Here is a 16,100-nt window from a genome sequence, read left to right as displayed (position 1 = left end):
ATAGTTGTGGGTGGTGCGGCCGGTGGACCGCAGATGGGTACTGTGGCATGGCCATGAAGCTGCGTCCCAACCGTCCCGCCGGCCAATACCTCGTGCCGCTCGCCGAACAGGTCCAAGCGGTATCCGCCACCGGAAATCCCCTGCCGGAACTTCGGGTGACAGGAGTGACGCTGCGCGGCCAGGATGCCCGGTCCGGGGACCTGTTTGCCGCGCTGCCGGGATCGGCGGTGCACGGCGCGCGCTATGCGGCCGACGCGGTGGCCGCCGGTGCGGCGGCGGTGCTCACCGACGCTGCCGGCGCGGCCGATCTGGGTGACCTCGACGTCCCGGTCCTGGTCCATCCCGACCCTCGCTCGGTGCTCGGTGAGGTGGCGGCCGAGGTGTACGGGCGTCCGTCGGAGCGGTTGACGGTCATCGGGGTGACGGGAACCTCGGGTAAGACCACCACGACGTATCTCGCCGAGGCGGGGCTTCGGGCTGCCGGCCGCGTGGCCGGACTGATCGGCACCGTGGGCGTGCGCATCGCCGGACGCGATCTGCCGAGCGCTCTGACCACGCCCGAGGCGCCGGATCTTCAGGCGTTGCTGGCCGTGATGGTCGAAAGGGGTGTCGACACCGTGGTGATGGAGGTGTCGAGCCATGCGCTGACACTGGGCCGGGTCGACGGGATCGTTTTCGCGCTCGGCGGGTTCACCAACCTGTCGCGCGACCACCTGGATTTCCATCCGACGATGCAGGACTACTTCGAGGCCAAGGCCCGCCTGTTCGATCCCGGGTCGCGCAACCACGCCGCCGCCGCGGTGATCTGTGTCGACGACGATGCGGGCGCGGCGATGGCGGCCCGTGCCGAGAAGGTGACGACCGTGAGTGCCGCGGGAGCGTCGGCGGACTGGCAGGTGCGCAATGTCTCGGCGGTCGGCGTCGGGTCCCAGGAGTTCACCCTCGTCGACCCGGCCGGGGTGGCCCACGAGCTTCGGATCGGGCTGACCGGTGCCTACAACGTCGCCAATGCGTCGCTGGCGATCGCACTGCTGGACGGGGCCGGGGTGTCGCCCGAGCAGGCAGCCCCGGGACTGCGGACGGCGACCGTGCCGGGGCGGCTGCAGCCGATCGACCGCGGACAGCAGTTCTTGGCACTGGTCGATTACGCGCACAAGCCCGGGGCTCTGCAGGCCGTCCTGGAGACATTGAGGGGTTCCGGGCCGGGTCGCATCGGGGTGGTGTTCGGGGCGGGCGGCAACCGGGATACGGGCAAGCGAGCTCCGATGGGGCGGGTCGCGGCCGAACTGGCTGATCTCGTCGTCGTCACCGATGACAATCCCCGCGACGAGGACCCCGCACTGATCCGCGCGGCGATCATGGCCGGGGCCGCCGAAGCGCAGGCGGGCGCCGAGGTCGTGGAGGTCGGCGATCGGCGGGCGGCCATCGACCATGCGGTGGCCTGGGCCGGGCCCGGCGACATCGTGCTGATCGCCGGCAAGGGGCACGAGAGCGGCCAGACCGGTGGCGGCCACACCCGGCCGTTCGATGACCGTGAGGAGTTGGCGGCGGCGTTGGAGGCACTCAAGGAAGGGGAGCCGGGCACGTGATCGAGATGACCATCGCCAGGATCGCCGAGATCGTCGGCGGTGAGTTGGCCGACATCACCGCCGAAGACGCGGCCGCCACGACCGTCACGGGCACCGTCGAATTCGACTCCCGCGCGATCGGCCCCGGCGGATTGTTCCTGGCGCTGCCGGGCGCCCGATCCGACGGCCATGACTTCGCGGCGGCGGCGGTGGCATCCGGAGCCGCCGTGGTGCTGGCCGCGCGCCCAGTCGGGGTGCCCGCGATCATCGTTTCGCCTGACCCGGGGGCGGCCGACACCGCTTCTGGCGCTTTGGAATTCGACACTGATGGCTCCGGCGCGGCGGTCCTGGCCGCGCTGGCCAAACTCGCGGCCGCGGTGGCCGTCGAGCTGGTCGCCGAGGGGCTGACGATCATCGGGGTGACGGGTTCCTCGGGCAAGACCTCGACCAAAGATCTGCTGGCCGCGGTACTGGACCCGCTCGGGCAGGTGATTGCGCCGCCGGGCTCGTTCAACAACGAGCTCGGTCATCCGTGGACCGTGCTGCGTGCGACACCCGAGACCGATTACCTGATCCTGGAGATGTCGGCGCGGCATCCCGGGAATATCGCCGCCCTCGCGGCCATCGCCCCGCCGCAGATCGCGGTGGTGCTCAACGTCGGCACCGCGCACCTCGGTGAGTTCGGCTCGCGCGAGGCGATTGCGAATACCAAAGCCGAGTTGCCGCAAGCTGTTCCGGCCTCGGGTGTGGTGATCCTCAACGTCGACGACACCGCGGTCTCGGCCATGGCCGGTAAGACCGCCGCCCGTGTCGTGCGGGTGTCACGCGAGCCGGGTTCCGAGGTCGACGTGTGGGCCGGCCCGGTGGCCCTCGATGAACTGGCCCGCCCGCGGTTCACCCTGCACGCGGGTAGCGGGTCGGCCGGTCGGGAAACAGAGGTGGCACTCGCGGTGCACGGCGATCACCAGGTCGGCAATGCGTTGTGTGCGGCCGCGGTCGCGCTGCAGTGCGGCGCCGGCCTGGACCAGGTGGCGACGGCGTTGGCGGGCGCAGGCCCCGTCTCGCGGCACCGGATGCAGGTCGGTACCCGCGCCGACGGTGTGACGGTGATCAATGACGCCTACAACGCCAACCCCGATTCGATGCGCGCCGGACTCAAGGCGCTGGCCTGGATGGCCCGCCAGAGCTCCGGTGAACCCACCGGTGACCTGCACGGCAAGCGGCGCAGCTGGGCCGTGTTGGGCGAGATGGCCGAACTCGGTGACGACGCGATAACCGAGCACGACGCCATCGGACGGTTCGCGGTGCGCTTAGATGTGTCTCGGTTAATCGTCGTCGGAACCGGGAGGACTATGAACGCCATGCACCACGGCGCGGTGATGGAGGGTTCGTGGGGATCTGAGTCCACGATGGTCGAAGACGCCGATGCCGCGCTGGCCCTGCTGCAGGCTGAGCTGGAGCCCGGGGATGTGGTGCTGGTGAAGGCATCCAACTCGGTGGGGTTGGGTGCGCTGGCCGATGCGCTGGTTGCGGAAATGGGGAACGCCGACCGATGAAGCTCATTCTCATCGCCGTCGGTATCGCACTGACGGTCTCGATCCTGCTCACCCCGGCACTGGTCCGGCTGTTCACCAAGCGCGGGCTGGGGCACGAGATCCGTGAGGACGGCCCGGCCAGCCACGCCAAGAAGCGCGGGACGCCGTCGATGGGCGGCGTGGCGATCGTCGCCGGCATCTGGGCGGGCTACCTGGGCACCCATCTGGTCGGGGTGGCGCTGGGCGGTGACGGTCCGTCGGCCTCGGGGCTGTTGGTGTTGGGGCTGGCCACGATGCTCGGCCTGGTGGGCTTCGTCGACGACCTCATCAAGCTGCGTCGTTCGCGCAACCTGGGCCTGAACAAGACCGCCAAGACCGTCGGCCAGCTGACCGCCGCGGTGCTGTTCGGCGTGCTGGCCCTGCAGTTCCGCAACGGTGACGGGCTGACCCCAGGCAGCCCCGAGCTGTCCTATGTCCGCGAGATCGCCACGGTGACGCTGGCGTCGTGGGTCTTCGTGTTGTTCTGCGTGGTGATCGTGAGTGCCTGGTCGAATGCGGTGAACTTCACCGACGGTCTGGACGGGTTGGCGGCCGGCGCGATGGCGATGGTGACCGCGGCCTACGTCCTGATCACCTTCTGGCAGTACCGCAATGCCTGCGCCACGGCACCGGGTCTGGGCTGCTACAACGTGCGTGACCCGTTGGACCTGGCGATCATCGCGGCCGCGACCGCGGGCGCGTGTATCGGCTTCCTGTGGTGGAACGCCGCGCCGGCCAAGATCTTCATGGGGGACACCGGCTCGCTCGCTTTGGGCGGCATCATCGCCGGGCTTTCGGTGACCAGTCGCACGGAGATCCTCGCGGTCGTTCTGGGCGCACTGTTCGTGGCCGAGGTGACGTCGGTGGTGGTGCAGATCCTGGCGTTCCGTACCACGGGCCGCCGCGTGTTCCGGATGGCCCCGTTCCATCACCATTTCGAGCTGGTGGGTTGGGCCGAGACGACCGTCATCATCCGGTTCTGGCTGCTGACGGCGATCGCCTGTGGTCTGGGTGTGGCCCTGTTCTACAGCGAGTGGCTCACCGCAGTCGGGGCCTGATGGTGGTGGGCCCATCCGGCGGGCGCGGCGGTGACGAGGATCTTTCTCTGCTGACCCCGGGTGCCCCGGTGTTGGTAACCGGCGCGGGGGTCACCGGACGGGCTGTGCTGGCGGCGCTGGCACCGCTGAACGTGGCTGCGACGCTGTGCGACGACAACGCCGAGGCTCTGCGCGCATTCGCCGGGCAGGGCACCACCGTCATCGATCCCGCCGCGGCCGTCGCTGCGATCGCCGACTACGCGCTGGTGGTGACCAGCCCGGGATTCCCGCCCACGGCCCCCGTGCTGGCCGCGGCGGCCGAAGCCGGGGTATCGATCTGGGGCGATGTGGAGCTGGCCTGGAGGCTGGACGCCGCGGGCCGTTACGGTCCGCCCCGGCGCTGGCTGGTGGTCACCGGCACCAATGGCAAGACCACCACTACGTCGATGCTGCACGAGATGCTGCTGGCCGACGGGCGTCGAAGCCTGTTGTGCGGCAATATCGGTGACCCGGTGCTGGCCGTTCTGGACCAGCCCGCGGAGTTGCTGGCGATCGAGCTCTCCAGTTTTCAGCTGCACTGGGCGCCCTCGCTGCGCCCGGACGCCGGCGTGGTGCTCAATGTCGCCGAGGACCACCTGGACTGGCACGGTTCGATGGCTGGCTATGCCGCCGACAAGGCCCGGGCGCTGGCCGGCCGGGTGGCCGTGGTGGGTCTCGACGATCCGGTGGCCGCCGGTCTGCTGCCGGCCGCCGGGGCGCCGGTTCGAGTCGGATTCCGGCTGGGCGAACCGGCCGCCGGCGAGCTCGGCGTGCGTGCCGGCAAGCTCGTCGACCGCGCGTTCGACGACGATGTCGAGTTGGCTGATGCCGCGACGATCGGTGTGGCCGGTCCGGTCGGCGTGCTCGATGCGTTGGCAGCCGCGGCGTTGGCCCGTGCCGTCGGGGTGGCCCCCGCCTCGATCGCGAGCGCGTTGGCGTCGTTTCAGGTCGGCAGGCACCGTGCCGAGTTGGTCGGGGAGGCCGACGGGGTGCGCTATGTCGACGATTCCAAGGCCACCAATCCGCACGCCGCGCAGGCTTCGATCACCGCGTTCGACCGCGTGATCTGGATCGCCGGGGGCTTGCTGAAGGGCGCTTCGGTCGACGAATTGGTGCGTCACGTGGCGAATCGCCTGGTTGCTGTGGTGCTGATCGGGCGGGACCGGCAGATGGTTGCCGATGCGTTATCGCGACACGCCCCGGATGTCCCCGTTGTGGAGGTTGTGACGGGGGAGGATTCTGGGGTGCTTGAGACGAATGAGTCTATTGGTGATCATGTGACTCGTGTGATCGACGTTGGGGACCGTCCGGTCTCCGACGCGGTCATGGCGGCGGTCGTCGATGTCGCCCGCGGGCTGGCCGGTGCGGGTGACACCGTGTTGCTGGCCCCGGCAGGCGCGTCCTTCGATCAGTTCAGCGGCTACGGCCAGCGTGGCGATGCATTCGCCGGCGCCGTCCGCGCCGCGATCGGGTAGCCGAGGTGGCCGGCATCCTGGCCCGGCTGCGCCGCCGTGACGGTGACGCAACCGGCGAAACGTCCGATTCAGCCGCAGGCGGATCGTCCGAGGCCGCACCCAACCCCAACGCGACGGCTCCGCGGACCCGGTTCGGCGCCTGGCTGGGCCGTCCGATGACCTCGTTCCACCTGATCATCGCGGTCACCGCGCTGCTCACCACGCTCGGCCTGATCATGGTGCTCTCGGCATCGGGCGTGTATTCCTACGACTTCGACGGGTCGCCCTGGGCGGTGTTCGGTCGCCAGGTGATGTGGACGGGCGTCGGGCTGATCGCGTTCTACGTGGCCCTGCGGATGCCCGTCCGCACCCTGCGCCGGGTTGCGTTCCCCGGGTTCGGCTTCACCATCGTGCTGCTGATCCTGGTGCTCATCCCCGGAATCGGCAAGGTGGCCAACGGCTCTCGCGGCTGGTTCGTCGTTGCCGGCTTCTCGATGCAGCCCTCGGAGCTGGCCAAGATCGCCTTCGCCATCTGGGGTGCGCACCTGCTGGCGGCCCGGCGCATGGAGCGGGCCTCGTTGCGCGAGATGCTCATCCCGCTGGTGCCTGCCGCGGTGATCGCGCTGGCGCTGATCGTCGCCCAGCCCGACCTCGGGCAGACCGTCTCGCTGAGCATCATCTTGCTCGGTCTGCTGTGGTACGCGGGCCTCCCGCTGCGGGTGTTCATGTCCTCGCTGTTGGCCGCGGTCGTGGCGGCCGGCGTGCTGGCACTGTCCGCGGGCTACCGGTCCGACCGGGTGCAGTCCTGGCTAGACCCGGCGGCCGATTCGCAGGGGATCGGCTATCAGTCCCGGCAGGCCCGGTTCGCCCTGGCCAACGGGGGTATCTTCGGCGACGGACTGGGCCAGGGGACGGCGAAGTGGAACTACCTGCCCAACGCCCACAACGACTTCATCTTCGCGATCATCGGCGAGGAGCTGGGGTTCGTCGGCGCATTGGGCCTGCTGGCCCTGTTCGGACTGTTCGCGTACACCGGGATGCGCATCGCCCGGCGTTCGGCCGATCCGTTCCTGCGTCTGCTGACGGCCACCACCACACTGTGGGTGGTCGGCCAGATGTTCATCAACGTCGGCTACGTGGTGGGCCTGTTGCCGGTCACTGGGCTGCAGCTGCCGCTGATCTCGGCGGGCGGATCGTCGCAAGCCACAACACTTCTGATGATGGGTCTGATCACCAACGCGGCCCGGCACGAACCGGAGGCCGTGGCGGCGCTGCGGGCCGGGCGCGATGACAGGGTGACCCGGCTGCTGCGGCTGCCGCTGCCCGAGCCCTATGTCCCCACCCGCATCGAGGTCGCCCGCAACCGGCTGCACGATCGTCGGAAGTCGCCCTCGCGCGGTGCGGGCAAGCCCGCCGGCAAGGCCGGTGCCAAGCCGTCCGGTAAACAGGCGGGCAAGCAGGCCAGGGCCAAACAATCGGGCGCCAGACAAACGCCGACCCGCCGCGCGCCGCGCACCGGAGACCGGCCGGTGCGCCGCTCCGGGTACGCCGCTGGTCAGCAGCCGGCCGGGGGCGGTAAGTCCTCGGTCCGATATCCTGCAGGCCAGCGGAAACAAGGCCAACGGGCCCGGACTTTGGAAGGTCAGCGTTACGGGTGAGTGAGGGTAGAAGCGACCGGGGGATTTCCGTCGTTCTGGCCGGGGGTGGCACGGCAGGTCACGTCGAACCGGCGATGGCGGTGGCCGACGCACTGCGGGAACTCGATCCGCAGGTCCGGATCACCGCCCTCGGAACCGCCCGCGGTCTGGAAACCCGGCTGGTGCCGCAGCGCGGCTATGACCTCGAGCTGATCACCCCGGTGCCGCTGCCGCGTAAGCCCTCGGGAGACCTGGTGCGGTTGCCGCTGCGCGTGCGCACCGCGATCCGCCAGACCCGTTCGGTGCTGGCGGGCGTGGAGGCCGACGTGGTAATCGGGTTCGGCGGCTATGTCGCGCTGCCTGCCTACCTCGCGGCCCGTGGTGGCTTCGGTATGCATGGGCGCCGACGCGCCGTCCCGGTGGTGGTCCACGAGGCCAACGCGAGTGCCGGGCTGGCCAACCGGGTCGGTGCGATGTCGGCCCGCCGGGTGCTCTCCGCGGTGCCCGAACCGGGGCTGCGCAAGGTCGAGGTGGTCGGGGTGCCGGTGCGTGCGGCGATCACGTCCTTGGACCGTGCGGCGTTGCGCGCCGAGGCCAGGGCATTCTTCGGATTCGCACCGGATGCCAAGGTGCTGTTGGTGTTCGGTGGTTCGCAGGGCGCACAGTCGATCAATCGCGCGGTGTCCTCGGCGGCCGAAGCCCTTGGGGCTGCCGGTGTTTCGGTGCTGCATGCGCACGGGCCGAAGAACACCCTTGATCTACCGCCGGCGGCGTCGGGGACACCGCCGTACGTCGCGGTGCCGTATCTGGACCGGATGGACCTGGCCTATGCCGCAGCAGATCTGGCGATCTGCCGGTCCGGAGCGATGACGGTTGCCGAGGTGACTGCTGTCGGACTGCCCGCGGTGTACGTCCCGCTGCCGATCGGCAACGGTGAGCAGCGGCTCAACGCCCTGCCGGTCGTTTCGGCCGGTGGCGGCATCGTCGTCGACGATGTCCGGCTCGATGGTGGATTCGTGGCGGATACGGTCGCCGGCCTGATGACCGATGACGCGCGGTTGGCGGCGATGACGGCTGCCGCCTTGTTGTCCGGCCATCCCGACGCTGCTCGGCGGGTGGCGCAGGTCGCCCTTGATGTCGCACGCGCTCAACGAAAGAGGCTGCAGTGAACGATAATTCACTTCCGGCTGAACTGCAGCGAGTGCACATGGTCGGGATCGGGGGAGCCGGGATGTCGGGCGTGGCCCGGATCCTGCTGGACCGGGGTGGCCTGGTGTCCGGGTCTGACGCCAAGGAGTCCCGTGGTGTCGTGGCGCTGCGGGCCCGCGGTGCCGAGGTCAGAATCGGCCATGACGCATCCTCGCTGGACCTGCTGCCGGGCGGGCCGACCGCGGTGGTGACCACCCACGCCGCGATCCCCAAGACCAATCCGGAACTGGTCGAGGCCCGGCGCCGCGGAATCCCGGTGATTCTGCGCCCGGTGGTGCTGGCCAAGCTCATGGCCGGTTACACCACGCTGATGGTGACGGGCACCCACGGCAAGACCACGACAACGTCGATGCTCATCGTGGCGTTGCAGCACAGCGGTTTCGACCCGTCGTTCGCGGTGGGTGGCGAACTGGGCGAGGCGGGCACCAACGCCCATCACGGCAGCGGGACGTGCTTTGTCGCCGAGGCCGACGAGAGTGACGGCTCACTGCTGGAGTACACCCCGAATGTCGCGGTGGTCACCAACATCGAGGCCGACCACCTGGATTTCTTCGGTAGCGAGCAGGCCTATACCGCGGTGTTCTCCGCATTCGTCGATCGCATCGCGCCCGGCGGCGCGCTCGTGGTCTGCACCGACGATCCCGGGGCCGCAGCGCTCGCCGAACACACTGACTCACTGGGGATCCGGGTGTTGCGCTACGGCAGCACGCCTGCCGGCGAGCTGGCCGGCACCTTGCTGAGCTGGGAACAGCAGGGGACCGGGGCGGTGGCGCATATCCAGCTTGCCGGTGAGCCGCATCCGCGCGCGATCCGGCTCGCGGTGCCCGGCCGGCACATGGCGCTCAACGCGCTCGGTGCGCTGCTGGCCGCCGTCGAGGTGGGCGCGCCGGCCGAGGCCGTGCTCGACGGGCTCGCCGGATTCGAGGGGGTACGGCGGCGGTTCGAACTGGTCGGGTCACTCGGCGGCGTCCGGGTCTTTGATGACTATGCGCACCATCCCACCGAGGTCCGGGCCACCCTCGAGGCCGCCAGGACGGTCGTGGACCAGACCGGTGGCCGGGTCATCGTCGCTTTCCAGCCGCACTTGTACTCGCGCACAGCGACTTTCGCTTTCGAGTTCGGCACGGCCCTAAGTGCTGCCGACGAGGTCTTCGTGCTCGACGTGTACGGAGCGCGTGAGCAGCCGCTTCCCGGTATCAGCGGTGCCACGGTCGCCCAGCATGTCAGCGCGCCGGTCACCTATGTTCCCGACTTCTCGGCGGTCGCCGCCGCGGTCGCCGCCTCGGCCCGCGCCGGTGACGTGGTGCTCACCATGGGTGCTGGTGACGTCACCATGCTGGGCAAGGAAATCGTGACCGAGCTCGGAATCAAGGCGAATCGCAGTGCGCCGGGCAGTTCATCGACGGATTCGCCGTGAACGAGACGGGCCCCGGCGGTCCCGACGAGGCCGCCGAGGAAACTGCTGCGGTGGAATCCGGCCCGGTTCAAGAGGAACCCGGTCCGGCTGAGTCCGGCGAGAGCGCGGCTGAGTCCGGGGAGCCCGCGGGAGGGGCTGATGTGCCGCCCGCGGCGGGGCCTAATTCGCCGCCCGCGGCAGGGCCTAATTCGCCGCCCGCGGCGGAAGCCGACTATGAGGGCCCCCGCCGCCGCGCCCGCCGCGAACGCGAGGAGCGCCGGGTTGCGCGGGACCGGGCCGTGGCGATCGAGCATGCTCGCCGCGAGGCCAAGCGCAAGGTGAACGGGCAGCCCTCGGACGCTCCGAATGCGGTGGCCCGCGGCACTATTCGTGGTCTGAAGGTGCTGCTCTGGTCCGCATTGGTCAGTGTGGTCGCAGTGGCCCTGGGTCTGGTTCTGTACTTCACACCGGCGATGTCGGCGCGCAATGTGGTGGTCAACGGCGTGGCCGCTGTGCCGCAGGAGCAGGTGCTGGCGGCCGCCGCGGTGGCACCCGGCACGCCGCTGTTGCAGATCGACACGGACGCGATCGCCGAGCGGGTGGCCATGATCCGGCGTGTCGCCACCGCCCGGGTGCAGCGCGAATATCCGTCGACCCTGCGGATCACGGTGGTCGAGCGGGTGCCGGTGGTGGTCAAGGACTATCCCGACGGTCCGCATCTGTTCGACCGCGACGGTGTCGATTTCGCCACCGAACCGCCGCCGCCGACGTTGCCGTATCTGGATGCCGACAATCCGGGCCCGGCCGATCCGGCCACCAAGGCTGCGCTCGAGGTGATGTTGGCCCTGCCGCCGGATGTGGTGGCACAGGTGGGCCGGATCGCGGCCCCCTCGGTGGCCTCGATCGCGCTGACGCTGGCCGATGGCCGAGTGGTGGTGTGGGGGACCAACGATCGGACCGATGAGAAGGCGCTGAAGCTGGCCGCCCTGCTGACCCAGCCGGGGCATACGTACGACGTGTCCAGCCCAGATCTGCCCACTGTCAAGTAGTTCGACGGAAAATTGCCGCGTGGCGCGTCGGCGCGCCTGCCGCGATCACCGGCGTTGGCGCCCTACCGTTCTGTTTGCGCGGAACTACTTGACATAACTCTAAGCCTATGGTTGAGGTTGAGAGTTTGCAGGAGGAGGGTTCGGCGGCCATGAACAACCCAACCTGGGAGGAAGACGAACCATGACCCCCCCGCATAACTACCTCGCGGTAATCAAGGTGGTTGGTATCGGCGGCGGCGGTGTCAACGCCGTCAACCGGATGATCGAACAGGGCCTCAAGGGCGTCGAGTTCATCGCCATCAATACCGACGCACAGGCACTGCTGATGAGCGACGCCGACGTCAAGCTCGACGTCGGCCGCGACTCGACCCGTGGGCTCGGCGCAGGTGCAGACCCCGAAGTGGGGCGCAAGGCTGCCGACGACGCCAAGGACGACATCGAGGAGCTGCTGCGCGGCGCCGACATGGTGTTCGTCACCGCCGGTGAGGGTGGCGGCACCGGAACCGGTGGCGCACCTGTCGTCGCGTCGATCGCCCGCAAGCTCGGCGCGCTCACCGTCGGCGTCGTGACGCGGCCGTTCTCATTTGAGGGCAAGCGCCGAAGTAACCAGGCCGAGAACGGTATTCAGACCCTGCGCGAGAGCTGCGACACCCTCATCGTGATCCCCAACGACCGGCTGTTGCAGATGGGTGACGCCGCGGTGTCGTTGATGGACGCGTTCCGCAGCGCTGACGAGGTGCTGCTCAACGGCGTCCAGGGCATCACCGATCTGATCACCACACCAGGTCTGATCAATGTCGACTTCGCCGACGTGAAGGGTGTGATGAGCGGCGCGGGTACGGCGCTGATGGGCATCGGCTCGGCGCGTGGCGACGGCCGGGCGCTCAAGGCCGCCGAGATCGCGATCAACTCGCCGCTGCTGGAAGCCTCGATGGAAGGCGCACAGGGCGTGCTGCTGTCGGTGGCCGGCGGCAGTGACCTCGGCCTGTTCGAGATCAACGAGGCTGCTTCGCTGGTGCAGGACGCGGCCCATCCCGAGGCCAACATCATCTTCGGCACGGTGATCGACGACTCGCTCGGTGACGAGGTACGGGTCACCGTCATCGCCGCCGGCTTCGACATGGCCGGGCCGAGTCGCAAGCCGGTGGTCAGCCCGAGCGCGGCGCCCACCCAGCCGATCGCCTCGGCCCGCTCCGGGAAGGTGACCACGTCCCTGTTCGAACCGACGGATGCGGTGAGCGTCCCGGCACACACCAATGGCGCCACCGTCAGTGTCGGTGGCGACGGAGACGGCGGGATCGCCGACGACGATGTCGACGTCCCGCCGTTCATGCGGCACTGAGCGGGGCCCGGCGGCGGGTTCGGATACTGGGATTGTGAGTGTTCGTATTCGGCGGGTGACGACAACGCGCGCCGGTGGTGTCTCGGCACCGCCCTTCGATTCGTTCAACCTCGGCGACCATGTCGGCGACAATCCGGGGGCCGTGGCCCAGAACCGGCGTCGCCTGGCGGCCGCCGTCGGGGCCGACGCGCTGGTCTGGATGAATCAGGTGCACAGCGATCATGTCGTCACGGTGGACGGACCGCGTGACACCGCGGTCGATAATGCCGATGCATTGGTGACGACGACCCCGCGTTTGGCATTGGTTGTGGTGACCGCTGATTGTGTCCCGGTATTAATGGGCGATGCGCGCGCCGGGGTGATCGCCGCTGTCCATGCCGGACGGGTCGGCGCGCAAAAAGGCATCGTCGTCCGGACGGTGGAGGCGATGGTGGCCGCCGGCGCGCATGTCGGGGATATCTCCGTACTGCTCGGCCCGGCGGTCAGCGGCGCCAACTACGAGGTGCCCGAAGCGATGGCGGCCGAGGTGGAGGCCGACTTGCCGGGCGCTCGCACGACAACCTCACGCGGCACGCCCGGCTTGGACCTGCGGGCCGGAATCTCCCGGCAGTTAAAGGATTTGGGTGTCACCGCGATCGACGTGGACCCGCGGTGCACGGTCGCCGACCGTGCACTGTTCAGCCATCGCCGGGACGCACCGACCGGACGCCTGGCGAGTGTGGTGTGGATGGAGCATCGCCGGCGGATGAAGCCTGGAACGAGCCCCTCATGAGCCTGGAGTGAGTGTGAGATGAGCACCGTGCAGCGCGGGCGTGACGCCGATCGGACGGCCCAGTTGACCGCCGCACTCGGTGCCGCGCGGGCGCGCCTGGCGCGGGCCGCAGAATCGGTCGGGCGAAATGTCAATGAAATTGAATTACTTCCGATCACGAAATACTTTCCGGCCTCCGATGTCATTATTCTGAACCAATTAGGGTGCCTCGCATTTGGTGAATCCCGCGAACAAGAGGCCGCCGATAAAGTCGCTTCTGTTCGCGCGGAATTAACGGACGTTCCGATTCGCTGGCACATGGTGGGGCGCATCCAGCGGAAGAAGGCGAGAGCAGTCGTGGGCTGGGCGCACACCGCGCACTCGGTCGACAGCACCCGCCTGCTGAGCGCGCTGGACCGGGCTGCGGGTGAGGCACTGGCCGCCGGCGCACGAACTCAGCCGCTGCGCGTGTACATCCAGATCAGTCTCGACGGCGACACCGAACGCGGCGGTGTCGATGTGAATGCCCCCGATCTCGTCGACGAAATCTGTGGGTCAGCGAACTCCGCTGAGGCGTTGGAGTTCGTAGGTCTGATGGGAATCCCGCCACTGGCGTGGGATCCCGACGACGCATTCGCGCGGCTGGCCGGCGAGCGGGGCCGGGTGCAGCGCGACTACCAGCACCGGCTCGAACTGTCGGCGGGGATGTCCGGCGATCTCGAAAGCGCGGTCAAACACGGATCGACGTGTGTGCGTGTCGGTACCGCGCTCATGGGGCAACGCCCGCTAACGTCACCGGAAGTAGTCACACCAGTCACATCTTCATCACAGTCACCACCACCCCCATCGTCAGCAGAAGGGTCGCCGAGATGAGCACACTGCACAAGGTCAAGGCCTACTTCGGGATGGCGCCGATGGAGGACTACGACGACGAGTACTACGAGGACGACGATCGAGGTGCGGCCCGCAGCTACGCCCGTCGTCCCCGTGACGAGCGTTTCGAAGAGGACAGCTACGGCTACGAGGGCCCCGAGTACGACGAGGGCCCGGCCTATCGGGGCGGCTATCCGGGCGGTTTCGCCGAGGAACCGCGGTTCGATGCGCGGCTGCGTGCCCCCCGCGAATTCGACCGTCCGTCACCGCGTCTCGGTGCACTGTCCGGGTCCACCCGGGGAGCGTTGGCGATGGATCCCCGCCGGATGGCGGAGCTGTTCGAGGCGGGCAGCCCGCTGGCGAAGATCACCACGCTCCGGCCCAAGGACTACAGCGAGGCCCGCACCATCGGCGAGCGGTTCCGCGATGGCACCCCGGTGATCATGGACCTGGTGTCGATGGACAACGCCGACGCCAAGCGCCTGGTCGACTTCGCCGCCGGTCTGGCGTTCGCACTGCGGGGCTCGTTCGACAAGGTGGCCACCAAGGTGTTCTTGCTGTCGCCGGCTGACGTCGACGTCAGTGCCGAGCAGCGGCGCCGGATCGCCGAGGCCGGCTTCTACGCATATCAGTAGAGCTGCGACGCCGCAGCTCCGTGGCGCCGCCATGCAGGGCTGATGCCCAGCAGTGGCCCGGGTAGGCTGGCGGCGTCGCACTATCGTTTGACCACATCTTCTGTGTGAGACGTGGTCAACCTACGGCGACCTGTATCCAATGTCACACATCCTGCTGTAGTGAGGTCGGCTCAGTTGTCGCTGTTCTTCGAAATTCTCGGTTTCGCGCTGTTCGTCTTCTGGCTGCTGCTCATCGCGCGCGTCGTCGTCGAGTTCATCCGGTCCTTCAGCCGCGACTGGCATCCCAAGGGGCTGACAGTTGTGGTCCTGGAGCTCATCATGACTGTGACCGATCCGCCGGTGAAACTTCTGCGGCGGCTCATTCCCCAGCTCACGATAGGCGCCGTGCGCTTCGACCTGTCGATCATGGTGCTGCTTCTCGCGGCGTTCATCGGGATGCAATTGGCGTTCAGCGCCGCGATGTAGAACGTTGGTGTGAGTGGGTATGGAGAGCCGCTCTCGGCGTTTGCCGAATGGTCCACAAATGCGTAAGAAGATTGAAATTCGTTCTTAAAAATAGGCCTCCACTGCAACCGCCGGGTCTGGTGTGACAGGATGGACTCCAGTTGCGATCAAGCAAGGCTTTACACTTTGAGATCAGTTGACGGTCCAAGACTTCAAGGGGGCAGACAATGCCGCTCACACCAGCGGACGTCCATAACGTCGCGTTCAGCAAGCCGCCCATCGGCAAACGTGGCTACAACGAGGACGAGGTCGATGCCTTTCTCGATCTGGTTGAGAACGAGCTGACTCGGCTCATCGAGGAGAACGCCGATCTTCGGCAGCGCGTGTCCGAGCTCGATCAGGACTTGGCGTCGGCGCGGTCCGGAGCGGGCAGCTCTCAGTCCAGCCAGTCCATCCCGCTCTACGAGCCGGAGCCCGAGCCCACCCCGGCCCCGCAGCCGGTCTACGAGGCCCCGGCGGCGCCGGTCGCCCCGGCCGCGCCCCCCAGCGAGGACACCGCCGTGCGTGCCGCCCGGGTGCTGAGCCTGGCGCAGGACACCGCCGACCGCCTGACCTCCACGGCCAAGGCCGAGTCGGACAAGCTGTTGTCGGACGCGCGGGCGCAGGCCGACGCCATGGTCAGCGATGCCCGCAAGACCGCCGAGACCACAGTCTCGGAGGCCCGCACCCGCGCCGACGCGATGCTGGCCGATGCGCAGACCCGTTCGGAGACCCAGCTGCGTCAGGCTCAGGAGAAGGCCGATGCACTGCAGGCCGACGCTGAGCGCAAGCACTCCGAGATCATGGGCACGATCAATCAGCAGCGCACGGTCCTGGAGGGCCGCCTGGAGCAGCTGCGCACGTTCGAGCGTGAGTACCGGACACGTCTGAAGACCTACCTGGAGTCTCAGCTGGAGGAGTTGGGCCAGCGCGGTTCTGCCGCGCCGGTGGATTCCAGTGCCAACAACGACTCGGCGGGCGGTTTCAGCCAGTTCAACCGCGGCAATAACTAACCGGCAAGACCGACTTCCTCGCACTGTCGTGAACCGGCCC

14 protein-coding genes are annotated in these 16,100 nt (G+C 68.5%); all 14 read left to right on the top strand.

Features of this window, described 5'->3' with window-relative positions; all coding sequences use genetic code 11:
• Positions 1 to 47: 47 nt before the first annotated feature.
• The 14 genes from HBE63_RS13485 to HBE63_RS13420 all read left to right on the top strand — a co-directional run bounded on the left by HBE63_RS13485 (position 48) and on the right by HBE63_RS13420 (position 16,060).
• A complete protein-coding gene (locus tag HBE63_RS13485) occupies positions 48 to 1,589 on the top strand; it encodes a UDP-N-acetylmuramoyl-L-alanyl-D-glutamate--2,6-diaminopimelate ligase (RefSeq protein WP_166905192.1) in 1,542 nt (513 codons plus the stop codon).
• Positions 1,586 to 3,124: a UDP-N-acetylmuramoyl-tripeptide--D-alanyl-D-alanine ligase gene (gene murF / locus HBE63_RS13480; protein ID WP_166905191.1), complete on the top strand. Its 1,539-nt coding sequence runs from the start codon at positions 1,586 to 1,588 to the stop codon at positions 3,122 to 3,124. The genes HBE63_RS13485 and murF overlap by 4 nt, the downstream gene beginning before the upstream one ends.
• A complete protein-coding gene (gene mraY, locus HBE63_RS13475) occupies positions 3,121 to 4,200 on the top strand; it encodes a phospho-N-acetylmuramoyl-pentapeptide-transferase (RefSeq protein ID WP_166905190.1) in 1,080 nt (359 codons plus the stop codon). Before murF ends, mraY begins: the two co-directional genes overlap by 4 nt.
• Positions 4,200 to 5,693, top strand: coding sequence for a UDP-N-acetylmuramoyl-L-alanine--D-glutamate ligase (murD, locus tag HBE63_RS13470; RefSeq protein WP_166909759.1), 1,494 nt, complete (start codon positions 4,200 to 4,202; stop codon positions 5,691 to 5,693). Before mraY ends, murD begins: the two co-directional genes overlap by 1 nt.
• Before the next feature lie 14 nt (positions 5,694 to 5,707).
• The gene (gene ftsW / locus HBE63_RS13465; RefSeq protein ID WP_371815027.1) at positions 5,708 to 7,330 is read left to right on the top strand and encodes a putative lipid II flippase FtsW; all 1,623 of its coding nucleotides are present in this window, start codon (positions 5,708 to 5,710) and stop codon (positions 7,328 to 7,330) included.
• A 74-nt stretch (positions 7,331 to 7,404) separates the two neighbouring features.
• Positions 7,405 to 8,478 (top strand): UDP-N-acetylglucosamine--N-acetylmuramyl-(pentapeptide) pyrophosphoryl-undecaprenol N-acetylglucosamine transferase, encoded by a 1,074-nt coding sequence (locus tag HBE63_RS13460; RefSeq protein WP_243858721.1) that lies wholly within the window; start codon positions 7,405 to 7,407, stop codon positions 8,476 to 8,478.
• A 38-nt stretch (positions 8,479 to 8,516) separates the two neighbouring features.
• Positions 8,517 to 9,935 (top strand): UDP-N-acetylmuramate--L-alanine ligase, encoded by a 1,419-nt coding sequence (gene murC / locus HBE63_RS13455; RefSeq protein ID WP_371815026.1) that lies wholly within the window; start codon positions 8,517 to 8,519, stop codon positions 9,933 to 9,935.
• Complete coding sequence (locus HBE63_RS13450) at positions 9,932 to 10,963, top strand: cell division protein FtsQ/DivIB (RefSeq protein ID WP_166905186.1); 1,032 nt, start codon at positions 9,932 to 9,934, stop codon at positions 10,961 to 10,963. The genes murC and HBE63_RS13450 overlap by 4 nt, the downstream gene beginning before the upstream one ends.
• 181 nt (positions 10,964 to 11,144) lie before the next feature.
• Positions 11,145 to 12,305: a cell division protein FtsZ gene (gene ftsZ, locus HBE63_RS13445; protein WP_166905185.1), complete on the top strand. Its 1,161-nt coding sequence runs from the start codon at positions 11,145 to 11,147 to the stop codon at positions 12,303 to 12,305.
• 34 nt (positions 12,306 to 12,339) lie between these two features.
• Positions 12,340 to 13,077 (top strand): peptidoglycan editing factor PgeF, encoded by a 738-nt coding sequence (pgeF, locus tag HBE63_RS13440; protein WP_208301363.1) that lies wholly within the window; start codon positions 12,340 to 12,342, stop codon positions 13,075 to 13,077.
• A gap of 18 nt (positions 13,078 to 13,095) precedes the next feature.
• Positions 13,096 to 13,929, top strand: a complete 834-nt coding sequence (locus HBE63_RS13435; protein ID WP_166905184.1) for a YggS family pyridoxal phosphate-dependent enzyme — start codon at positions 13,096 to 13,098, stop codon at positions 13,927 to 13,929.
• Complete coding sequence (locus HBE63_RS13430; protein WP_166905183.1) at positions 13,926 to 14,564, top strand: cell division protein SepF; 639 nt, start codon at positions 13,926 to 13,928, stop codon at positions 14,562 to 14,564. The genes HBE63_RS13435 and HBE63_RS13430 overlap by 4 nt, the downstream gene beginning before the upstream one ends.
• Before the next feature lie 174 nt (positions 14,565 to 14,738).
• Positions 14,739 to 15,029 (top strand): YggT family protein, encoded by a 291-nt coding sequence (locus HBE63_RS13425; protein WP_003880337.1) that lies wholly within the window; start codon positions 14,739 to 14,741, stop codon positions 15,027 to 15,029.
• A 206-nt stretch (positions 15,030 to 15,235) separates the two neighbouring features.
• A complete protein-coding gene (locus tag HBE63_RS13420; RefSeq protein WP_166905182.1) occupies positions 15,236 to 16,060 on the top strand; it encodes a DivIVA domain-containing protein in 825 nt (274 codons plus the stop codon).
• The last annotated feature ends 40 nt before the right edge of the window (positions 16,061 to 16,100 follow it).

It is taken from the genome of Mycobacterium sp. DL440, assembly GCF_011745145.1.
In the GTDB taxonomy this organism is placed as follows: domain Bacteria; phylum Actinomycetota; class Actinomycetes; order Mycobacteriales; family Mycobacteriaceae; genus Mycobacterium.
This window is presented reverse-complemented; position numbering and strand designations above follow the sequence as displayed.